General features: G+C 55.4%; 15 protein-coding genes and 1 tRNA gene. 10 read left to right on the forward strand and 6 right to left on the reverse strand.

The features are described from left to right. Positions 1-25 precede the first annotated feature (25 nt). A complete protein-coding gene (locus Poly59_RS00545) occupies positions 26-460 on the reverse strand; it encodes a thiol-disulfide oxidoreductase DCC family protein (protein WP_146532144.1) in 435 nt (144 codons plus the stop codon). Between the two features lie 104 nt (positions 461-564). Here Poly59_RS00545 and Poly59_RS00550 point away from each other — a divergent pair, with 104 nt between their 5' ends. Beyond that, positions 565-2223 carry a hypothetical protein gene (locus tag Poly59_RS00550; protein ID WP_146532145.1) on the forward strand — a complete coding sequence of 553 codons (1659 nt, stop codon included), beginning with the start codon at positions 565-567 and terminating at the stop codon, positions 2221-2223. Between the two features lie 114 nt (positions 2224-2337). Here Poly59_RS00550 and Poly59_RS00555 read toward each other — a convergent pair whose 3' ends face one another. After that, on the reverse strand, positions 2338-5172 hold the full coding sequence (locus Poly59_RS00555) for a 2-oxoglutarate dehydrogenase E1 component (RefSeq protein ID WP_146532146.1): 2835 nt from the start codon (positions 5170-5172) through the stop codon (positions 2338-2340). 453 nt (positions 5173-5625) lie between these two features. On the opposite strand from Poly59_RS00555, the gene Poly59_RS00560 reads away from it, so the two are divergent. The 3 genes from Poly59_RS00560 to dusB all read left to right on the forward strand — a co-directional run bounded on the left by Poly59_RS00560 (position 5626) and on the right by dusB (position 9800). Further along, positions 5626-7422 (forward strand): ABC-F family ATP-binding cassette domain-containing protein, encoded by a 1797-nt coding sequence (locus tag Poly59_RS00560; RefSeq protein ID WP_146532147.1) that lies wholly within the window; start codon positions 5626-5628, stop codon positions 7420-7422. Positions 7423-7577: 155 nt separating this feature from the next. Continuing rightward, a complete protein-coding gene (locus Poly59_RS00565) occupies positions 7578-8636 on the forward strand; it encodes a transporter (RefSeq protein WP_146532148.1) in 1059 nt (352 codons plus the stop codon). A gap of 135 nt (positions 8637-8771) precedes the next feature. Beyond that, the gene (dusB, locus tag Poly59_RS00570; RefSeq protein ID WP_146532149.1) at positions 8772-9800 is read left to right on the forward strand and encodes a tRNA dihydrouridine synthase DusB; all 1029 of its coding nucleotides are present in this window, start codon (positions 8772-8774) and stop codon (positions 9798-9800) included. 10 nt (positions 9801-9810) lie between these two features. Here dusB and mscL read toward each other — a convergent pair whose 3' ends face one another. The 4 genes from mscL to Poly59_RS00590 form a co-directional block, all read right to left on the reverse strand. Beyond that, the gene (mscL, locus tag Poly59_RS00575) at positions 9811-10278 is read right to left on the reverse strand and encodes a large-conductance mechanosensitive channel protein MscL (RefSeq protein WP_146532150.1); all 468 of its coding nucleotides are present in this window, start codon (positions 10276-10278) and stop codon (positions 9811-9813) included. A 42-nt stretch (positions 10279-10320) separates the two neighbouring features. Beyond that, positions 10321-11598: an alkaline phosphatase family protein gene (locus Poly59_RS00580; RefSeq protein ID WP_146532151.1), complete on the reverse strand. Its 1278-nt coding sequence runs from the start codon at positions 11596-11598 to the stop codon at positions 10321-10323. Further along, positions 11595-13286 carry an alanine/glycine:cation symporter family protein gene (locus Poly59_RS00585; RefSeq protein ID WP_146532152.1) on the reverse strand — a complete coding sequence of 564 codons (1692 nt, stop codon included), beginning with the start codon at positions 13284-13286 and terminating at the stop codon, positions 11595-11597. Before Poly59_RS00585 ends, Poly59_RS00580 begins: the two co-directional genes overlap by 4 nt. A 279-nt stretch (positions 13287-13565) precedes the next feature. Beyond that, positions 13566-13638, reverse strand: a tRNA-Phe gene (locus Poly59_RS00590). Between the two features lie 253 nt (positions 13639-13891). Between Poly59_RS00590 and Poly59_RS00595 the strand changes: the two genes are divergently transcribed. From Poly59_RS00595 to Poly59_RS00620, 6 genes are all read left to right on the forward strand, one after another. After that, positions 13892-15580: a hypothetical protein gene (locus tag Poly59_RS00595; RefSeq protein WP_246151278.1), complete on the forward strand. Its 1689-nt coding sequence runs from the start codon at positions 13892-13894 to the stop codon at positions 15578-15580. A 78-nt stretch (positions 15581-15658) separates the two neighbouring features. After that, on the forward strand, positions 15659-16603 hold the full coding sequence (locus Poly59_RS00600; RefSeq protein WP_246151279.1) for a hypothetical protein: 945 nt from the start codon (positions 15659-15661) through the stop codon (positions 16601-16603). 62 nt (positions 16604-16665) lie between these two features. After that, positions 16666-17373, forward strand: coding sequence for a MotA/TolQ/ExbB proton channel family protein (locus Poly59_RS00605; protein ID WP_146532153.1), 708 nt, complete (start codon positions 16666-16668; stop codon positions 17371-17373). 9 nt (positions 17374-17382) lie between these two features. Further along, on the forward strand, positions 17383-17871 hold the full coding sequence (locus Poly59_RS00610; protein WP_146532154.1) for an ExbD/TolR family protein: 489 nt from the start codon (positions 17383-17385) through the stop codon (positions 17869-17871). A gap of 104 nt (positions 17872-17975) precedes the next feature. Next, entirely contained in the window at positions 17976-18737 is a 762-nt protein-coding gene (locus Poly59_RS00615; protein WP_146532155.1) for an ExbD/TolR family protein, read from the forward strand. A gap of 71 nt (positions 18738-18808) precedes the next feature. Continuing rightward, positions 18809-22144: an outer membrane protein assembly factor BamB family protein gene (locus Poly59_RS00620; RefSeq protein WP_146532156.1), complete on the forward strand. Its 3336-nt coding sequence runs from the start codon at positions 18809-18811 to the stop codon at positions 22142-22144. Positions 22145-22159 lie beyond the last annotated feature (15 nt).

The raw sequence follows: 22159 nt of genomic DNA on the forward strand, positions 1-22159 counted from the left end.
ATGTGCTGGGGCAATCTGGCCCCAGCTATTTCAAATGCACGCTGCACGAATCTCCGTCGCAGTCGGACATCTTCCCCGCGATTTTGTAGCGACGTTTGGCGATTTCGCCGTAGATCCATCGCCACAACCGCGCCGTGCCGGGCAGATGCAGGATCGGCATCGCCGGCCACAGTATCGGCAATCGCCGTGACAAGTACTTCACGGCCTCGGATCCGCCATGACGCCGCCCTCGAGTGTCGACGACGTACATCTGCTTCATCATCTCGTCGTACGTCAGATCCGGATAACGCTCGGCGACCCGTGGGTCATGCAGCGAAATGAACGCCAATCGACCACCGCCCAGATCAAATCGGCTGAGCGTTCGGACCTGAGACCGACAAAAGTTGCAATCGCCATCGTAAATAACGACATCGGCGTCACTTTGCGTGTCCGGATCAGGCAGTTCGGGGCGACGTAACATTCGAATCTCGATAGAAAATCGGCAATTCAGGCTCGGATATGGGACAAGCAGAGCTCTATACTGAGTGTAGCCCGCAAAACAAGTCCCTGCTTTGGAACGCCGCGATGAACCGACTCGAACAAAAAGTCTCCACCGCCCGACGACGTCTGGTCCTGGCAAAGTTCGGCAAAGCCCTCTGCATGACGCTTTTCGTTGGCCTGATTGTCGCCACAGTGGCGATTGCCGTTCCGGCGCTGAAGTTTTTGGAAATCGATTTCCAAGCCTGGACCTACGGCTGGATTGGTGGCGCGTCGCTGGCCGCCGTGGTGATTGCTGGGATTTATGCGATCGCAACCGCCCCGACTATGCAGTCAGTCGCCGCCGAAGTCGACCGCCGATTCGGACTTCGCGAACGGGTCAGCAGTTCGATGGCTCTGGACAAAGCGACGAAGGAATCCGACTTCGGCATCGCCTTGGTCGCGGACGCCGAGAAACGAGCCGACCAATTGGCAGTTGCCGACCGATTCCCGCTCAAACCCAGCCGGCTTGGCTGGATGCCACTGGCGATCATCCCCGTTCTCGCGGTGGTATTGATGCTGGTCGAACCGCTCAACAAGACCACCGCCAGCAGTACTGCGGCGATTGATCCGGTCGAAGCCAAACAGGTGCAAACGGTGGCGTCGCAACTGAAGAAACGCATCCAGCAACAAAAGCGAAAAGCCGACGCAGCCGGACTCGAAGAAGCCAAAGAGATGTACGAGAAGATGGAGTCACAGCTCGACAAGATCACCGGCAAGAAGGATATGGATCGCAAAGATGCGATGATCGCGATGAACGATTTGAAGAAACAACTGGAGGAACGCCGCGAACAACTCGGTTCACCTGATCAAATGCGGCGTGCGATGTCACAGATGAAGGGTCTCGAATCGGGCCCCGGCGAAAAGGTGGCCAAGTCGATCGAAAAGGGCGAGTTCGGAAAGGCCGAGCAGGCGGTCAAAGACCTGGCTGACAAGATGCGCGACGGAAAACTAACTTCCGAAGAAAAAGAGCAGCTCAAGAAGCAAGTCGAACAGATGGCCAAAGTGCTGGAAAAGAATGCTGAGCAGCACGAAAAGAAGAAGCAAGAGCTGCAAGACAAAATCGACAAAGCGAAGAAAGAAGGCCGCGGCAACGACGCCGCGAAACTGCAACAAGAAATGAATCAAATGCAGTCCAAAGACGCGCAAATGCAACAGATGAGCAAGATGGCTCAAGCGATGAGCGACGCGGCCAAGGCAATGAAAGAAGGCAAGGGCGGCGAGGCTGCCGACGCGATGGAGAAGATGGCTGACCAACTCGGCGACATGGCTGATGCAATGTCAGAACTGGAAGACTTGGAAATGTCGATGGACCAGTTGTCGGAATCAAAGAGCCAGATGCGGTGCGAAAAGTGTGGCGGTGGCGGATGCCAAAGCTGCCAAGGCAATGGCCAGTTTGGAATGGGGCAGGGCCAGGGTGAAGGCAACGGGATGGGCAAGGGAAACGGATCCGGTGACCGTCCCGAAGAAGAAGGCGACACAAACACGTATGACACTCAGGTTCGCGGCGACGTAAAAAAGGGCAAGGCAATCATCGCTGGTTTTGCCGATGGCCCGAATCGCAAAGGCATTAGCCGCGAAGACGTCAAAGCGGCGATCCAAAGCACGCTAAACGAGGAAAGCGACCCCTCGGAAAATCAAACACTGCCACGAACCGAACAAGAACACGCTCGGCAGTATTTCGACAGCCTCCGCGAAGGCAAGTAAAGGGCAACGCTTTGTGACCCTGCAACTCTGTTCGCAAGGTGCATGATCTTCTACAGCTGCTTTGCAGCTGACGTCCCACGGACGGACTCGCGGGTCCACATGGGGCGGCCCGTGTTACAGGCCTTCGAAGGCTTCGTTGATCAGGTCGGCTTGCTCTAGCTTGTGAGCCGCCAGACTTCCGGTGCTCGGGCTGGCCGATTCAACTCGGCTGACTCGTCGCAGCGGATAGACGCCTTGCAGGTCATCACCAAAGTTCAGCTTCAAGTACGGCCAGGCGCCCATGTTGGTCGGCTCGTCCTGAACCCAGTAGATTTCGCTGCCCTTCGGGTAACCTTCAAACGCGGCGATCAATTCTTCGGTACTTAGCGGATACAACTGTTCGATCCGCATGATCGCGACGTCGTCTAGGCCACGTTGTTCGCGTGCTTCGAGCAAGTCAAAATAAACCTTGCCGGTACAAACGAGCAAGCGACGTGAATCGGCCAGCGAAACTTTGCGATCCCGCAAGATCTTCTTGAAACTGCCGTTGGCCAAAACCTTCAAAGGGCTGACACATCGCGGATGCCGCAGCAAACTCTTGGGAGTCAAAATCACCAGCGGCTTACGCCATTTGCGGATCACTTGACGGCGAAGGAGGTGATAATACTGGGCCGGAGTGGTTGGCTGGCACACTTGAATGTTGTCTTCGGCAGCCATTGCTAGGAAACGTTCCGGACGAGCACTACAGTGCTCGGGGCCTTGCCCTTCGAAACCGTGCGGCAACAGCATCACCAAACCACTAAGCCGATTCCACTTGTCTTCGGCCGACGCAATGAACTGGTCCACGATCACTTGGGCACAATTCCAAAAGTCACCGAACTGGGCTTCCCAGATCGTCAAACCGTCGGGATTGTCGAGCGAGTAGCCGTACTCGAAACCAAGAACGCCAGCCTCGCTAAGCGGACTGTTGTAGAGTTCCAGCGGCGCCTGGTCAGGCGACAAGTGTTTCAGCGGCGTGTAGGTCGAACCGTCTTTGGTATCGTGAAGAACCGCGTGCCGCTGGCTAAACGTCCCGCGCTGGCAATCTTGGCCCGTCATGCGGATCGGGTGACCGTTGGCTAACAGGGTTGCGAACGCGACCGCTTCGGCGCTGGCCCAATCGAGCGGCAAAGTGCCCTTGGCCATTTCACGCTTCTGAGCCATCGGTCGCTTCAGCTTTTTGTTTGCCGAAAATCCAGCCGGCAAGCGAGTGACCTTGTCGAGTAATTCCGACAACGTTTCGATCGGCGTCGTCGTATCGGTCACCTCTGTCGGTTCCGAACCACCGAAATACTGCGACCAGTTGGCGGCAAGCGTTTGCGTATCGGGAACGAACGTCTCATGCTTGGTGGCTTCGAATTCAGACTCAAGCTTCTCGGTTCGTTCTTTTTGAATCTGTTCGGCTTCGGCCGACGTGATCTTCCCTAGCTTCAGCAACTGCCCCAGATACTGTTCGCGAACCGTCGCACGAGAATCAATTTCGGCGTACATGCGTGGCTGTGTGAAACGAGGCTCGTCGCCTTCGTTGTGTCCCCAACGGCGGAAAGCGTACAGATCAATCACCACGTCGCGGTGGAATTCTTTGCGGAAGTCCATGGCAAGCGATACCACTTGCGCGACGGCTTCGGGATCTTCGCCGTTGACGTGAAAGATCGGAATTTGCAGCATTTTGGCGATGTCTGTCGCATACGTTGTGCTACGTCCATCGCAGGGTTCGGTTGTAAAGCCGACTTGATTATTAATGACCACATGCAGCGTGCCGTTGGTGCGATAGCCCGGTAATTCGCTGAGGTTCAATGTTTCTTGAACCACGCCTTCGCCAGCGAATGCCGCGTCACCATGGATCAAGATTGTCATCACTTCTTTGCGATCAACATCACCGGTTCGGTCTTGCTTGCAACGCGTGCGGCCTTGGGCAACGGTGTTGACGAATTCCAGGTGGCTGGGATTAAAGCACAACGAGATATGGATATTCTCGCCTGCGGCAGTCTTCCAATCGCTGCTGTATCCCAAGTGATAACGCACATCACCGCCGCCGCGATTCATTTCCGGCGTTGGATCATCGAACGACCAGAAAATGTTGGTCGCGCGTTTTTTTAGGATATTCGCCATCACGTTCAAACGGCCGCGGTGGGCCATCCCCATGACGACTTCCTTGACATTGTGCTGGCCCGCTTTTTCGAGCGCTAAGTCCAACAGCGGGATCAGACTTTCGGCACCTTCGAGCGAGAACGTTTTGGCACCGACGAACTTTCGGCGTACGAATTCTTCGAAAATTGCAGCGTCGGCCAACCGAACATAGATTCGGCGTTGGACGTCGTGAGAGAGTTCCAGGCGGTTTTCTGTCGTTTCCATCCGGCGCTGCAACCAATCGCGGATGTTGCGACGGTTGATGTGCATGAACTGGGCACCGATCGAACGACAGTACGTGTTTTGAAGCCGTTTCAGAATCGTTTTGATCGTTCCGCCGGCATTCTCGATCGCCATCGACTCGAACGGTAAGTTCAAGTCTTCGTCCGACAACCCGTAGACCTCGGGGCTGAGGTTCGGTCGGTCGGGACGGTCAAAGCCCAATGGATCCAAATCCGCAGTCAGGTGTCCGCGAACCCGGTACTCACGAACGAGATTATTGACACGGTCTTGAATCCGCGACAGCCAAATCGCTTCTTCGGCGTTTCGCATCGCCGAAGGTGACGCAGAATCCACGAGCGACGCGACATGCCCGTTTCCAGCTGATTTTTCAGCGCCAGCCATCGCTGTTTGGGGCCCTGCACCAACGGACGAAGCAGGCTTCGCCGCCGGCTTGGCCGTGGTGCCGCCAACGACAAAAAACTGTTCGAAGTACTGACGCCAAGTTTCGGAAACGCTCGAGGGATCCTGAACGTACTTGACGTACAGATCATCGATGTAGTCCAAGCTGAAGCTATTCATGGCAACGGCACATGGCCGGTCGGAGGGGAAACGCCAAAGACAACTTGATTTTTTCAAATTTTGACGTCTGGCGGAGTCAGGCGCAATTTAGAGAATCGTTGTTACGTAGGGTACCCTCGAGGCGAGTGTTTTCGCCAGCCGACTAAGGCGTCTAGCCGACAAAGATCACCCGATGACTTCATGCGGCGACCGCAGTCAACAACAAGGGCCGGTTGTAAACTTTCGGTGTCCGATCATCTTATGTCGTCTCATTGGGAACCCGCAGGCCTGTCCCGTTATTCCCAGGCTCGGTATTTCTAAGCTCGCAATTTCTAAGCTCGCAATTTCGAAGCTCGCAATATTTCTAAGTTCGCCATCCGTTCCTAAGCTCGCAATCCCAAGACCCGCTATCTCCGGGCCTTTGCGGGCGGAACGCCCACGCACCCACTACCCGTTCTCGATATTTCTGAATCCATGGCTGTTTTGATCCAAGTTCGTGACGCTCACAAACGCTACGGCGACCAAATTTTGCTGGATGGCGCCGAGTTATCGCTGGTCGATGACGTGAAGGTCGGGTTTATCGGCCGCAACGGAGCCGGAAAATCGACACTGCTGCGAGCCCTGCTGGGGAATGAAGAACTTGAAAAAGGCGAAGTCATCCACCATCCGTCGCTGCGGATCGGGTACCTGCGTCAACATGACCCATTCAACGCTGGCGAATCGGCGCTCGATTTCCTGATGCGTGACAGCGGCGAGCCGGATTGGCGATGCGGCGAAGTGGCCGGCCAATTCGAATTGAAAGGCGCCTACCTTGAAGGCCCTGTCAAAGAACTCTCTGGCGGTTGGCAAACGCGTGTCAAATTAGCGGCGCTGCTGCTGCACGACCCAAACCTGCTGATGCTGGACGAACCAACCAACTTCTTGGATTTGCGGACCCAGATTTTGCTGGAGCACTTTTTACGCAGCTTCAAGCAGGCCGCGTTGATTGTCAGCCACGACCGTGCATTCTTGAAAGCCACCTGTTCTCAAACGCTGGAACTTTCGCGCGGCAAACTGACGATGTACCCGGGCAAAATCGACGGGTTCTTGGAATACCGCGAAGAACGCCGAGAACACGACCGACGAGTCAACTCGACCGTCCAAGCCAAACAAAAACAATTGCAACGGTTCATCGAAAAGAACCGCGCCAGCGCGGCGACCGCCAGCCAAGCTCGCAGCAAGGCGAAACAACTCGAAAAACTGCAAACAACCGAGATCGAAGTAGACGAGCCAACCGTCTACATCCGTCCGCCACGGGTAGAACCGCGCAGCGGCACGGTCCTGCGATGTGAGAACCTAGCGATCGGCTATCCGGCCAGCAAAGAAGGCGACGCCGTCACGATCGCTGACAATATCAACTTTGAACTCGAACACGGCCAACGTGTCGCGATCGTCGGTGACAACGGACAAGGCAAGACGACACTACTGCGAACGATTGTTCACTCGCTCGACCCCGTCGACGGTTTGATGAAGTGGGGTTACGGGGTCGAAGTGGGAACATACGCCCAGCACGTCTACACGTCGCTAGACGAAAAGCAAACAGTGATCGAAAACCTCGAATACAACAGCATGGCCGGCACGACGCGGCAAGAATTGCTGGCGATGGCTGGCGCGCTGCTGTTCCGGGACGAACACATCAACAAGAAAGTGAAGGTCCTGTCGGGGGGCGAACGCGCTCGGCTTTGCATGGCAGGCTTGCTGCTTGGCACTGCCAACGTCTTGGTGCTGGACGAACCGGGCAACCACTTGGATGTCGAAACCGTCGAGGCGCTCGCCGAAGCGATGGATCTCTACAAGGGCACCGTTATCTTCACCAGCCACGATCGCCACTTCGTCGGACGCGTTGCGACTCGCGTGATCGAAGTTCGTGACGGCACCGCCAAGACCTACTTTGGCGATTACGACAGCTACCTAAAAACAGTCGAAGACGAAATCGACGAAGGCGAACGCCAACGCGGCAAGGTGCCGCCACCGGCAGCCGCAGAAGCACCGAAAGCCAAAGGCGAAGTCCACCGGGAACGAGGCAAGGACGGACGCAAAGCCGAGAAAGAGCTCAAAAACTTGGAAAAGAAGATCGCGAAGCTAGACGACGAAAAAAAAGAACTGTCGAAGAAGATGCTGACCGAAACGAATCCCGAAAAAGCGATGAAGCAACATGAGGAAATCGAGAAGCTGAACGCCGAACTGGCCGAGTGCGAAGAAAAATGGCTGGAGCTGAGCGACTTTTCGTAAGCTTCGTTCGAGAAAAAAGTGCCTGACCTGAGTACCGGGTCCGAATTTACCGGCCGTAACGGTTGCGTCGGTGGTTTCATTTTGATCGCGCATTGAGCCTCCATTGGCTCGATACCTTGAGCGTACCTTCAATGCCTCAAGGATGAGCGTGAAAAATGCGTCTACGATGTGCTGCTGCCGCAGCTTGCCTATTATTTTGGGGCACCCCTGCGAGTGCTGACCACCCCAATCGCAAGAGCTTGGCGGACAAGCACGCGCCCGCCGGCATTGTCGGTGACCACTTGCACAGCAAGGGTGAGTGGATGGTCGAGTACAAGTACATGGTGATGTCGATGGAAGACAATCGCATCGGCGAGAACTCCATCAGCGGCCAAGACGCGCTAGGACCGGCCGGGCCGCCGCCAGGCATTGTGGTCAACGGTATCCGCACCAACGCAGGTGCCGCGCCAACTCAAATGACCATGGAAATGCATATGGCACACGTCATGTACGGTCTGAACGATGACGTGACGCTGTACACGATGGCGATGCTGCCAAGCTTGACGATGGACCATATCCGCGGCGACGGAAACCCAGCCGGACGTGGCGGAGACTTCACGACTCACAACAGCGGCTTTGGCGACACGTCGATCGGCGCCTTGCTGCGTCTATACAGCACCGATTCTCAAGACTTTATCTTCAACCTTGGTTGCTCGGTCCCGACCGGCGACATCTATCGCGAATCGACGGCGCCGACCGCCGGCCTGGTATCCCAACCGCTGCCGTATCCGATGCGGCTGGGCAGCGGGACGTTCAACGCGCGGCCGGGCATGACCTGGAAATACTATCGTGATTGGTGGAGTGGCGGAGTGCAGTTTCAAACAGACCTTCCGATCGGACGCAACTATCGCGGGTACAGCGTCAGCGACGAGTTCCGACTCAATTCGTGGACCAGCGTGTTGCTTACCGAAAACTGGTCGGTCTCGCTTCGTGGCGAGCACTTGTGGCGAACGAACTACGACGGTGCGGACTCGGCGACGCCAGACATGTTGATCTCCACAAACGTCGAAAGCTTCCGGGGCGGATACTGGTACAACCTCGGCTTGGGAACGCAAATCATGGCGGCAGGCCACTACTTCAACCTTGAATTCGTTCCCACCATTGCCCAAGACCTAGAGGGCATCCAGCTGGAAACGGACTACTCGGTGATCGCGAGCTGGTCGAAAGCTTGGTAACGGGTGCTTGGCAAAAAGGCGGGTGCAAAAGCCCGGTAAAAAGCGGCCGCCGAGAAAAGCGAGTTGGCAGAACGTGGCTTAGCAGACACAATCAGTCTTCGTGCTGACCTGAAAACCGCTACCTAGTTCCGTCCTATGCCCAGCTTTCCACCTCCACCGCTTCGCATCGGCGACCTTGTCGTTGACCCGCCGATCTTGCAAGCCCCGATGGCGGGCTTCACCAACGCGGCGTTTCGACACATCGTTCGCCAATTTGGCGGCGCTGGCCTACTGGCGACCGAAATGGTGAATGCTCGCGGGTTTGTGTGGCTGGACGAAAACGATGCCGAACACCCCGACCGACTGTGGGGCGTCGCCGACGAACCGCGTCCGCTAGCGGTCCAGATCTGGGACAACGATCCCGAAACGATGGCTAAAGTCGGACGCCGACTGACCGAGGAATACAAGGTCAGCGTCGTCGACATCAATTTCGGCTGCCCCGTTCGCCAAGTCACCGAAAAAGCACACAGCGGCAGCTACCTGCTTCGCGAGCCCAATCGCATGTCGGCCATCATCAGCCAGTTGGTCAAAGCCTGCACACCGACGCCCGTCACCGCCAAAATTCGACTCGGTTGCAGCCGAACCCAAATCAATTGCAACGAGATCGCTCGCGTGGTTGAGGAAGCCGGCGCGGCGGCACTGACCGTTCATGGACGCACCGCAGCCGACATGTTCACCGGCAACGCCGACTGGGATCGGATCAGCGAGATCAAGGCCCACCTGAAACACATCCCACTGATCGGCAACGGCGACCTGGACTCGGCCGAAAAAGTCGTCGCAGCCTTCAAGAACTACAACGTCGATGGCGTGATGATCGCACGTGCCTGCCTTGGCCGGCCATGGCTGTTTGCGCAAGCGGCAGCGGCACTGCGAGGGGAACCTGTCCCGCCGGAACCCACAATCGCCCAGCAACGCGACGTGATGATCGACCACTACCAACTGGTGGTTGACCGGTTCGGAGAAGACAAAGGCACCGTACTGATGCGCAAGTACGCGTGCTGCTATGCCCAAGGCAAACGTGGCGCCCGGTTTTTCCGAACGCACGTTGCCAAAGTCTCAACCGCCGAAGAATTCTACAACGTCGTGGACGAGTACTTTCCGAACGCCGAAGTCGCGACGACCTAAACGAACTGACCTACGACTTCTTCAACGAGTCGCGAATTTCACGTAGCAGCAAGACGTCTTCGGATGGCTCTTTGACTTCTTCGGCTTGCTTTTTTTCGTAGCGAGCCTTGACGGAATTCATCACCTTGACTGCCACAAAAATGGCAGCGGCAACCAGCAAGAAGTCAACAACGGTCTGAATGAAAGGACCGTAATTCAGAATCGGATAGTCCTGCATCGCCATGACGGGCGAACCGTCTGCTGCCTTTTCAACCGTTCCATCGGGCAACAACTTTGGCGACTCCGTTTTGACTGTGTACGCCATTTCGCTGAAATTAACGCCGTATTTGGCCGTCAACAAATTAAGCGGCGGCATCACAATGTTGGCGACGAATGACGAAACAATCTTGCCGAATGCGGCACCGATTACGACACCAACGGCCAAGTCGACGACGCTACCGCGCATCGCAAACTCACGAAACTCTTTTAACATCCCCATCGCAACGATTCCTTCAAAAGCACTAGTAATCCAACGCCATGGTCAAAACATCTGACGGACGTAATCCGAGAAGTCTTGCATGCTAGTGGGCAAAATGCCAGTACCAACGACGACAGGACCGTCCTCTGGATTGTCAGGGCGCGTTCCATGACTCCCCCTGACCAATGAAGGATCCAGCGGAATCACGTCCATTTTGTAGCGAAAACCAAGTTTCTTCTGCGCCACGCGAGCGACCGCGCGTAGCTTGCTGGTCGCGAATAATTCACAGGGGTCGTACCCTGGCTTGCGATGAATATCGACCGTCCGCGCAAAGTCGGGAGCCATGTGATCGTCGAGCCAGTAATAATAGGTAAACCAAGCATCCGGTTCAGCCAGCGCGATCAGTTCGCCACTGCGAGGATGGTCGAGCTCCAACTGCTCCGGCGCAACCACCTGTGACACACCAGGCGTTGCCTGCAAACGGTCCCGAACGTCACCGATCATTGCCGGGTCGCGAACGTAGACATGAGCCAACTGATGATCGGCCACCGCAAAAGCCGCCGACTCGCCCGGGATCATCATCTCGCCAAACGGGCCTCCCCGGATACCCAGCCATCCGGCTTCACGAAGCACGCGATTGATGGAAACAGGACGACTGACCGGCACCAAACCGTATTCCGAAACGACGATCGGCGTCGCACCAATTTCGTTAGCCGCATCAATGATTCGGCCCGCCGCAGCGTCAACTTCGGCGACCCGAGCGGGGTCATGAACGGGCAGACGCTGGAAGTCGTAATCGAGATGCGGCAGGTAAGCGAGCGTCAACGCTGGCCGCTTTTCCCGCATCACAATTGCTGTCGCATCGGCGATCCAGTCACTGCTGGGCAAGCCCGCGTTAGGCCCCCAAAACGAAAAGAACGGAAACGGCCCAAGCTTCTTCGTTAGCTCGCATCCGGTGTGATCCAAGATGTCGAACGCCTTCGATCCGTCACATCCGTAGTGCGGTTTCGGGGTTGCCGAATACTTTACGCCCGATGATTGGTTGAACCACCAAAACATCTTCGCCGTTTCGATACCGTCATAGAACATTGGACCCTGCACTAGAGAATTAGCTTGTTGCCAAAACCGAATTTCCTGCGTATCGCGGTAGTACCAGCCGTTGCCAACGATTCCGTGGTCGCGTGGCGCAAGCCCCGTCAACATCGTTGCCTGCGACGTGCAAGTCACCGCCGGCAGCGGGCTCTGCCACGCCGAACCGGATCCGATCGCTCGGATTCGCGGCGCATGTTCTAGCAATCGAGGCGTCAGGCCGACGACATTGATGATGCAAACACGGCTCATGATTTCGGCACATCGACTCGCTTGATTTCGCCGCTTTTGTAGCGTTTCCAATACGAATCGAGCTGCCGCTTGACGACGCCGCTAAGCAAGAACACACCCAACAAGTTTGGAAAGCTCATCCCCAAAATCATCAGATCGCTGAAATCAAGAATGTTGCCACGCGTGATAACTGATCCGAGAACCGTGAACAATAAAAACAGCAACTTGTAGATCACCGATGTTCGCTCGCCAAACAATTCGACCCAACAGCGTTCGCCATAGTACGACCAACTGATGCAAGTCGAATAGGCAAACAAGACGACTGCAAAATACAAGATATAACGGAACCATGCGTGACCACCGTTGGCAAACGCATACAAAGTAATCTTGGCACCTTGATCGGCTTCGATCGCGGCCCCCAACTCAGGCGCGTTGTAGGCACCGGTGACGACAACGACCAAGGCGGTGATTGTGCAAACCACGACCGTATCGATGAACGGTTCAAGCAATGCAACAATGCCTTCGCTGACAGGCTCATCCGTCTTGGCGGCCGAGTGAACAATCGCTGCCGAACCAACGCCGGCTTCATTGCTGAACACCGCCCGCTTGATCCCGATGACCAACACGCCCAAGAACCCGCCGTAAGCGGCCTGAGGCGTGAACGCTTCGGTCACGATCAAGACAACCGCACTGGGGACCGCTGCATAATTTTTCGCCAAGATGTAAAGCGCTGCCATGACATAGGCCAAGCACATGAACGGTACGACTTTGCCCGCAACGGCGCCAATGCTCTTGATCCCGCCCACGATCACGATGCCAACCAAGAACGCCATCAACAGCCCATAGACGACAGGATGCGTTTGCAGAATGGGAATGTCACCACGAATCGCTTCGAGCGACTGCCCAATTTGGAACGCATTACCACCGCCGAAACTGGCACCAATACAAAGCAACATGAACACGACCGCCAAGATGCGACCTAGACCTGCATAGCCAACGTCGGCCAAACCAGTTCGCAGGTAACGCATCGGACCACCGAGCACATGTCCGTCCGTATCGGTCACTCGGTAGAGTTGCCCAAGGGTGCACTCAGCAAACTTTGACGTCATGCCAAGAAAACCAATCATGATGATCCAAAGCGTCGCTCCCGGACCACCCGTCCCGATTGCGATTGCAACTCCGGCAATGTTCCCTAAACCGACGGTTGCCGAAAGGGCGGCGGCCAACGCCTGAAAGTGAGAGACCTCCCCTGGCTCGTCTGGGTTATCGTAAGCGCCGCGAGTCAGATCAATCGCATGCCGAAACGCTCGAAAGTTGATGAACCCCATTTTCAAGGTCAAAAAGATGGCACCGAACAACAGCCAAACGACCACGAACGGGATCTTCGTGCCCAACCACGTCTCGGATCCAAAGCCATAGAAAATCACGGCGGCAGTAGGGCCAACGACGTAGGTGCCAAAGGCGTTGTCGATCTGTTTCGAAAGCGTTACTGGCAGTTCCGATTGATCGGAAGCTTCCAGCTCGGAAACCGAACCGGGATCTTCGCTTTCCAACGCATCGCCTACGACCTCCGATACCTGAGCAACGTCGGCCCCGGGATCGGTCGGCGAGTCCGATTGGGCAAGCGTGACCGCCGGCAACAGAAACACGGCGAGGACTGGTACAGCGAGACAACTAGCTCGCAATGACAGGCGACTTAGAGTGGGCATGGAGACCTGAAGGGAGAAATGGCATTCGAAAAGTCCAATTCCCCTCAAACTAAAGCCTAACCCGAGCCAAAGCGACACCTACGGCCGCATCAGAAGCGGACAAGCAAAAAAAACTTAAAAAAAGTTGGTTTCCTGTTCGCCACTTGGCTTAAATATCGCCAAATCTAGTGCACACCAATGGCAGCGACGCACGAAAGGCCCGTTTCCATTTGCTGGAAAATCACAGCAAACTGGACACAAACGCGACGAAGAGCATCGCGTTGAAAAGAGAGGTAAAAGTGGTTAGAGGCGGGCTCGAACCGCCGACACCGGCCTTTTCAGGGCCGTGCTCTACCAACTGAGCTATCTAACCATCGCAGAGACCCAACTTTGAGTGCGAAACAGCTAAAAAGCGGCTGCACACGAATGTTGGTTGAATCAACGGATGAGGATCGTAGGGTATGATGCTAGGCGTCGTCAATCGGTATGCCAAGTGACTTGACACTCCGATCAAAAAACACACACATTTCCCAAACAAAGCAACCCGACAGAGGGGAACGAGCAGCAACTACGACACCAGCCTGCCCCTTTTTAGCGAACCTCTACACCCATCAAAACCGATTTTCATGCCAACCACCATCAAAACATCCGCAAACCCCGCAACCATGGTCGCTCGACGATGGGTTGCGGCAATGGTTTTGACATATGCGTTCTTGGGAATGAACGCAAAATCTGCGTCCGCGTATACACCCGAGGACCCAATTGTCCAGAAGATGATTGACGGTGGGATCAGCTACCTGGAATCGTTGCCCGCCGACAACTCGAATGAGAACGGCGGCACAACCGGACTGACCGGATACGCGCACTTCAAGGTTCGCCATGATGCCGAGAATCCGGTAGTCAAACGGGGTATTCAATGGGCAGTCAATTACGCCAAGAACCTGCACGGTGGAAATAGCCACTCTCACACAGCAAATTACGAAATTGCAGTCGCAGTCCTGCTGCTGGCCGCAGTCGACCCAGTCCACTATCGCCCTGAACTGGAAACACTTCAGGAATATCTGATGTCGGTCCAGTTGCCCAATGGCCCGTTTGATTATCCCGGCGAAAAGTCTGGTGACGTCTCGCAAACTCAGTACGTCATGTTGGCGATCTGGACACTCGACCGCATCGGCATTCCGCTGGAATACGACCGGGTTGTGGCTTGTTTGCAATGGTTGTTGCGGGTCCAAGACATTGACGGAGCCTGGCCTTATAAGGGAGTCGACCCTGGTGTTGGGCGTCCCAACATCCGCCAAACTCAGTCTGTCGGTTACTCAATGGGACTAGCCGGTGGCAGCAGCATTTTAATCGCCGGTGACGCTTTGCGATTGTGGGGCGACACGGGTACAGACCAAGATGATCCTGGCATTGTCGGACTTCCCGAGGCCATCAAGCTATTCATCGAAGACTCAAACCAGAACAGACGCCAAAAGGTCAAAATTTCCCAAGAACCGGTCAAGCGATCGATCAATTTCCTAGAGCAGTGGTTAGCGAAAAATCCGTATAAACGCGGTGGCATGGATTGGTATTACTACATCATCTACACCACCGAGCGATACGAAAGCTTCATCGAAATTTCGCAAGGCTCAGCCAAGGACCCAAGCCCGGCTTGGTACAACACGATCGTTGAACAACTACGCGGTTACCAAAGCCCCGAAGGTGGCTGGAAAGATCGATCACACTCGCAACCAGCGCAAAGCACTGCGTTCGCTCTCTTGTTTCTGATTCGCAGCACCCAAAAAACCATCTTCTCGATGAGTGCCGGTACTCTCGAAGGCGGCTATGGATTGCCCAAAGACACGACCAACATCCGCGTCGACGGGACTCAAATCAAAGGCAAAGCCATTGCTTCGCAGGTCACGGACTTGTTGAAGATTCTGGAATCTGACGACACGAGTGAAACCGAGGGCAAATCGCTGCCCGATGACTTGGAACTTGACCCCACACCAGCAGGACGTCGCGCTCAATTGGACCGCTTGGAACGATTGGTTCGCGGCAGCAAGTCTTGGCAAGCGCGGCGGGTGGCTGCCAAGTTGCTGGGCAAGAGCGACGAGCTGCGGGTCGCTCCGGCGTTGATCTTTGCACTTAGTGACCCCGATAAACCGACTCGCCGTTTCGCCCGCGACGGTTTGCGCTTCATCAGCCGCAAATTCGAAGGATTCGGGATGCCCGATGATCCGACGGAAACCGAAACGGACCAAGCCCAAGATGCGTGGCGCGCCTGGTACCGAACGGTGGACCCAACTTTCGTGTTTTTGGATTACGATCTATAAGCCGCGGCGATTGACGCTCTTTCCGTTAACCCTTTTCATCTTTCCTTTTCTAACTCGCTTTGTTTTTGGGCTGCTGCCATGGCTTCGGTTGAAGATCCCGATCAAGACGCGTCTAAAATGACGCACGCGCAGACGCATAGCGACCACAGCACTCGTGACGCAGAACGAGAAAAGTTTCGCATCAGCCGGTTTGACGTGCTGACGTCATTTTTCATGGCTTTGATGCTGTTTATCGGCGTGTTCGTGTTCATGCTGTTCGTGATTTGGTTGACCAGTCGCTGGACGTTCGCGCCGCTCGCGATCGCTCCGATCATCGAAAATCCCGCCGGTCGCGGTGACAACGCCGAAGGTTTTGAACGCGACTTTGAACCACCTGGGGCCGAAGAAGTCGAAGAACTGCTGGAACCGACACTTCAAGACACGATCGAAGCCGTCACGGACGCGGTCAGCAGTGTGGCTGCGTCGCTGACCACAAATGACACGGCCGCGACGGCCACGACATCGGGTACGGGCGCCGGCGACTCGCGTCCGCCAGGTCCCGAAGGCGAAGGTGAAGACATCATTCCTCGATTCGAACGATGGCAACTCAACTTCACCGCCCGCGACATTCCCTCGTACGCCAAGCAGTTGGATTTCTACAACATCGAGCTCGGCGCAATCGGCGGCAGTAAACAAGGCGTGGATGCGGTCAACAACTTAGCCAGCAAGCCAACCGCCCGATTAATTGTCGACACCGAATCGGAAAAACGGCTGTACTTCATGTTTAAGACGCCAAGCCCGCTGATGCAGTTTGACTTGTCACTTTTGAATGCCGCGGGCGTTCAAACCCAAGGACGTACGCCGCTGAAGTTCATACCGACCGAACTTGAGAATAAACTGGCTTTCATCGAACTGGAATATTCCAAGGCAAAGGGACACCCGTCGGTCACTGAGATCGCCAAAACCGTTTTCGAAAGCAAATCCGCCGGTGGCAACTTTGAATTCGAAGTCACGAGCCAACGATATCGCAAGCCAAAGAAATAACGTTTCTTCCGCTGCAAACCAACTCTTCACGATTTAGATTCACCCGAAGGACCCGACCGCTGATGCTACTCGCCGAAATTTCTCTATTCGAGATCATCTCCAACGCGACCTATTTCGCACTGGCCGCCGCCGCGCTGTGGGGACTGTATTGCATCGTTGTCGTTTGGACTCGCGTGGGTCAAAAACGATTCAAGTCCGAAGAAGAACAAGATGTCTTCATGGACGACATCGAACAAATGCTAACCACCGGCGATTTGGATGGAGTCATCGAGTACTGCGAAGGCGACACTCGCGCCATCCCCCAAATCGCTGAAATGGCCTGCCAACACCGCGAACTTGGCTACAAGAAAGCTCGTACTTACGTCATGGACCGTTTCCAGCGGGACGTGATGAGCGACGTCGAGTATCGCTTGTCATGGGTCAGCACGATGATCAAGAGCGCGCCGATGATCGGATTGTTCGGAACGGTTTTCGGGATGATGGGAGCGTTCCAAACGCTAGCCACGGCTGAATCGGTCGAACCATCGCTGCTGGCTAGCGACATCAACATCGCACTGCGAACGACCGCCTGCGGTTTGGCCATTGCGATCCCGTTGATGATCTTGGTCGCAAGCGTCAACATTCGAATCTCGAAAATGGAAGACCTTGTCGGCGCCGGTTTGGCACGTTTCATGGCAGCGTTCCGCGAAGGGCTCGAGGCCAAACCTCAGTCTCGTCCATCGGCCGGACAAACCAACGAAGCAGTCGCCGTCCAAGCCCCCAATCGCTAAGGCATCCCAATGAGTACTGACCTTGACGATGCGGTTGACGACGCCGAAGACGATTTCGCGCTGCCGAGAAAGAAACGCGACGACGATGAGATGGACATCACACCGATGATTGACATCACGTTTCTGCTGCTGATCTTTTTTGTGGTCTGTTCAACGATGGACCCCACAAAAATCGGAACGATTCCGGAAGCCGAAAATGGTCTTGCGATCGCTGCAAAGAACTCGGCCGTGATCTTCATCAACCCAGGATCTGGGGATGAAGTGATCCTGTCCAAAATGGACGGTACCGAACTGAGCCGCGACGAAGACGCCCAGGCGTCCGAAATCATCGAATACATCACCGGCGAAATGGAAAAAGCGAGTGGCGCCAGTAAGCAGCAAGTGATGCTGTTCGGCGACTCGAACGTCAAAGTTGGCCAAGTCACTCGCATTCAAAAGATCATCGGCGACGCGTTCGAAGACATTGATTCAACCTACATCGCCGTCAAAGAAAACTAACCGCTGGTGGTTGTTGTCACCCAAAGCTGATCTCAAGCACCGCCCACGTCCATCACAGGTTTTTCGAAACCTGACCTCCTCAAACCTGTCACGCATTCTCCGCCATGTCGATCGAAGTCATTTGTTCGCAGTGCAGCACCGTCCATCATGTCAATGATCGGATGGCAGGCCGCACTGTGCACTGCCCAAACTGTGACGCGGTCGTGCCTGTGCCCGAACCAATCGTTGCCCTCGACGACACGGATGACTCGATCGAAGTCGAAGCAGTGGACGCCAGCGAAATCGTTGGCGCGAATACCGAAAACGCCCGCAGCACCGAGGCTGATATCGACGTCGAATCAGCTCGCGCCGAGTCAACTGAAGGGCAATTCAGCGATGCGATGATCCCGTCGATTTCGGGACTCGAGGATGACGAAGAGGACCAGGTTCTTGCTCGGAACAAACGTCCCGAAGAAGAAATGGACATGACGCCGATGGTCGACGTGACCTTCTTGTTGCTGATTTTCTTCATGGTCACGGCGGCGTTTAGTTTGCAAAAATCGATCGAGATGCCTCGCCAACAAACCGACGCGCCTAGCACGAATTCGGAACCCGAAGAAACCGAAGACCTGGACATGGTCGAGGTCCAAGTCGACGAATTCGGAAGCTTCTTGGTGATGGCTCCGGAATGGGAACGAGAAACGCCCGGCAAACAAAACTTGATCTCAACTCTCAAAGAAGCTGCGGGCAATAACAACGATGGCATGCGATTGGTCATCAAAGTTCATGAATCGGCAAAGCTGTTCGCTTTGGTCGATGCCATGGATGCCGGAACGATCGCCGGCTATGCCGAACTGGAAGTCACCCAAGTCGAAGAATTTGACTGACGTTTTCTGCGACCGACTTTCGGGCTCAATACTTAACGCCTAATTCCTAAAACCTAATACCTATTTCTTCCATGCTTGCTAAAGAATTGATCGATCGACTCGAACGGCTCGGGTTGCTCGACCAGGAGATCATCGAAGCCCTCCGCGAACAACTCGAACAAGGTGGCACGCGGGTTACGCCCGAAGCCGTCGCAAAGTTGTTAGTCGACAACGGCCAACTGACGCACTTTCAAGCGTCCAAGTTGATCGGCGAACTGCGCAGTGGCCAATACGAATCCGATGAAGTCGTCGAAGTCGGACTGGCCGAGGAAGAATTGGGCGTTGTCGGTGAAGAATTTGGGGACGTCGTCGAAGTCGAGGAAGCCGGCGTCTATGATGCGGAACCGGTTGCTGTTGAAGCCGTCGCCGTCGAAGCTGTCGCAACGGACAGTGGGCGAAGCGGTAGCAACGGTGACTCGCCGCCAGCCAACCGACCGCGTTCATCTCGCCGCAAACCAGACCCTCAAAAATCGGTTTGGGACTCTTTCAAGATCTATGGTTATCTAGGAATCATTGCGCTGCTGATCCTGACTGGTGCAGGCATCATGTTCGTGCTTAGTCGCGAAAACGCCGACGAAGTTATCGGCAACGCGAACAAACTGTACGACCAACAGAACTATCAAGGCGCCCAAGATGCTTACACCGGTTTTCTGAAGTCGTTCGGCGAAGAACACCAGTACTCGTCGCTGTCCAGAACTCGCATCACGATGACAGAGATGTACAAGGCAGCGCAGTTCAAACAGGAACCGTGGCAAGCCGTTGACCTAGCGAAAGAGAAGTTACCGATCATCGCCGAAGAAGAAGGCATGAACGAGGAACGGGGCAACTTGGCCGCATTGCTGGTCGACATCGCTGCAAACATGGCCACATCGGCGGGTAAGGCAAAGGAAACTTCCGAAAAGGAGAGCTTACTAGCGAAACTGGACGAGCATCTCGTGTTGATGGAAAATCCACTCTACATGCCAACGTCGATGCGGGCGACATTAGCGGGCCAGATCAAACGCGTCGAGGAAGCTCATGAACGCGTCAAACGCGACATCAGCCGGAACAAACGACTCGATGCAGCGGAGGCTTCGATGAAGGCCTCGTTAGAAACGAAGGACACGAAGGCAGCCTACGACACACGCACCGAATTGTTACGGGATTTCCCCGAACTGCAAAATGACGAGCGATTGGTGTCCCTGATCCGCGAGGCCAGTGGGATCCAACAAACCTTGGTGGCGCCCTCGTCGAAGTTACCCAAAATGGTGACTCAAGCCCCCGAAGGCGACTCGATCAAACAAATTGTATTGACGACTCTGGCCGGCAAGGCCGCGCCGGACCTGCGAGGCGAAACGCTGTACCTGCGAGCCGGCGGGTCGATCTTGGCGTTCGACGGCGAGAAAGGGAAATTGCGTTGGCGCAAGTTCGTCGGCTATTCCAAAGACTTGCCGCCCGTTCGGATCGGCAGCGGTGATGGCGTGCTGCTTAGCGATGCATCCCACAACGAAGTTTTCCGATGCGATGCCGAAAACGGGAAAGTATCGTGGCGTTCGCAAGTCGAAGAACCGTTCTACGAACCAATCTCGATCAAAGACGACGTTTTCGTATCTAGCAAGTCGGGCCGATTGATTTCGCTGGATTCCGAATCAGGCGATGCCAATTGGGCGACCCAAATCCCGCAAGGCTTAGAAGTCGGCCCCGGTGTCGACCAACGGGTTAGCCGAGCCTACTTGCCGGGCAACCACAGCAACCTGTATCTGATCAATACTCGCGATGGTTCATGCTTGGAAAGCTTCTACATTGGCCACCGCGAAGGCACCATCGCCGTTCCTCCGGTACCCTTGCTCGGTCACGTGTTTGTGATCGAAAACGCTGGTACTGATTACGCGAACGTTCACGTGCTTCGCGTTGACGAAACGGGCCAGAAAATGCGCATCGCGCAACCGGCCTTCCGGGTGACCGGAAACGTTCGTGTTCCGCCGATCATCCAGGGACGACGTTTGATCGTGTTGACCGACCGCGGCGAAGTCATGGTCTATGACATTGAACCAACGGCCGAACGAGAACAGGTCACCGTGGCGGCCAAACTGCCTGCGTTTTATGACCAACCCACTGCAACGCAAATGGCTGTTGGCCGGACCGCAATGTGGATCACGGGAACTCGAGTGGGTCGTTACGAACTGCAAATCAATACTGGCCGTGTGGTCCGCGATTGGAGCCTACATGAGTTGGACACGTTCATTGGCCGTCCTTTTGCCAGCGACGATACGCTGGTCCATGCACGAGTCCTTCGCGGAACGTCAGCCATTCGAGTGACGGCTGCAAATCCGAAGACGGGCGAAGAGATTTGGCGAACCGACGTTGGCGTGCCGGTTTCGATGATTCGCGCAGCTCCCAGTGGCGGCTACCACGTTGTGACTAGCCAAGCGGCATTGTTCGAACTCGATCGCGAATCACTGGCGAGCGGTTCAACCCAAGGACCAATCGAAAATCCAGGAAAGAATGCGGTTGGTATTCGATTTGAAGATCCAATCGCAATTGATGACACACGGGTCGTCATGGTCAACCAATCCGGTGGTCAATCGAATTTGGTCTACGACCCAAGTCGGGAAACCGAAAAGCTTCGCCAGGTCACTATGCAATTGCCCGACGGCAAACCAAGTGGTGGCGGAATCGTCGCCGGCGGCGGCCTATTCTTACCGCTCGATTCCGGGCGGGCTGTATTGGCCAAGATCCAAACCGGCGCCATGATGGCCACGCCGTTCCAACCCGCCAGCGACCCGGTCGCCAGCGTCCAATGGACCCGGCCGGTCGCGTTACCAGACGATGCCGACCAAGTTGTGGTCGCCGACAGTCGTAAGAAGATCTACCGCATTCGGATAGCCGAACAGCTTCGCGAGCTTGCGTCGAAAGATGTCGAGTACAAGTTCTTGGGCCCAGCCGCTGGAGTCGAAGGCACCTACATCGCATCAACGGCAGGACCAGCCGCCGACTTCTTGGTCGGCTTCGATCTGACCAGCTTGAATGAATCATTCAAGACATTGCTGGATGGCCGAATCGCTTGGGGCCCCGTTGCGGCAGGGAAGTGGTGCTTGATCGAAACCGAGGATCGAATACTACGAGGCTTCTCGTCCGACGGTGTCGAGAAGTTCCAAATCGAGTTGCCCGAAGGTCGCCCAGTCGGCCAGCCTGTAGTCGTGGGTGATGCGATTGTGCTTGCCGGACAAAGCGGTTGGCTGATTGCGTTGGATCCGGTGACCGGCAAGCTAAATGGCAAGATCGACCTGGGACAACCACTCTCGGCCTCACCACTGAAAGTCGGCAACAGTCTATTGGTGCCTGGCGCTGAAGGCGTCATCTACATCACTGAAATCCCCTCGGAATAAGCACTGGCAATGGAA

The sequence above is a fragment of the Rubripirellula reticaptiva genome (genome assembly GCF_007860175.1).
Taxonomy (GTDB): domain Bacteria; phylum Planctomycetota; class Planctomycetia; order Pirellulales; family Pirellulaceae; genus Rubripirellula; species Rubripirellula reticaptiva.

What these genes read in the sequence shown, in the direction of transcription:
- Poly59_RS00545 (WP_146532144.1), bottom strand. Translation starts at nt 460, where the DNA reads ATGTTACGTCGCCCCGAACTGCCTGATCCGGACACGCAAAGTGACGCC.
- Poly59_RS00550 (WP_146532145.1), top strand. Translation starts at nt 565, where the DNA reads ATGAACCGACTCGAACAAAAAGTCTCCACCGCCCGACGACGTCTGGTC.
- Poly59_RS00555 (WP_146532146.1), bottom strand. Translation starts at nt 5,172, where the DNA reads ATGAATAGCTTCAGCTTGGACTACATCGATGATCTGTACGTCAAGTAC.
- Poly59_RS00560 (WP_146532147.1), top strand. Translation starts at nt 5,626, where the DNA reads ATGGCTGTTTTGATCCAAGTTCGTGACGCTCACAAACGCTACGGCGAC.
- Poly59_RS00565 (WP_146532148.1), top strand. Translation starts at nt 7,578, where the DNA reads ATGCGTCTACGATGTGCTGCTGCCGCAGCTTGCCTATTATTTTGGGGC.
- dusB (WP_146532149.1), top strand. Translation starts at nt 8,772, where the DNA reads ATGCCCAGCTTTCCACCTCCACCGCTTCGCATCGGCGACCTTGTCGTT.
- mscL (WP_146532150.1), bottom strand. Translation starts at nt 10,278, where the DNA reads ATGGGGATGTTAAAAGAGTTTCGTGAGTTTGCGATGCGCGGTAGCGTC.
- Poly59_RS00580 (WP_146532151.1), bottom strand. Translation starts at nt 11,598, where the DNA reads ATGAGCCGTGTTTGCATCATCAATGTCGTCGGCCTGACGCCTCGATTG.
- Poly59_RS00585 (WP_146532152.1), bottom strand. Translation starts at nt 13,286, where the DNA reads ATGCCCACTCTAAGTCGCCTGTCATTGCGAGCTAGTTGTCTCGCTGTA.
- Poly59_RS00595 (WP_246151278.1), top strand. Translation starts at nt 13,892, where the DNA reads ATGCCAACCACCATCAAAACATCCGCAAACCCCGCAACCATGGTCGCT.
- Poly59_RS00600 (WP_246151279.1), top strand. Translation starts at nt 15,659, where the DNA reads ATGGCTTCGGTTGAAGATCCCGATCAAGACGCGTCTAAAATGACGCAC.
- Poly59_RS00605 (WP_146532153.1), top strand. Translation starts at nt 16,666, where the DNA reads ATGCTACTCGCCGAAATTTCTCTATTCGAGATCATCTCCAACGCGACC.
- Poly59_RS00610 (WP_146532154.1), top strand. Translation starts at nt 17,383, where the DNA reads ATGAGTACTGACCTTGACGATGCGGTTGACGACGCCGAAGACGATTTC.
- Poly59_RS00615 (WP_146532155.1), top strand. Translation starts at nt 17,976, where the DNA reads ATGTCGATCGAAGTCATTTGTTCGCAGTGCAGCACCGTCCATCATGTC.
- Poly59_RS00620 (WP_146532156.1), top strand. Translation starts at nt 18,809, where the DNA reads ATGCTTGCTAAAGAATTGATCGATCGACTCGAACGGCTCGGGTTGCTC.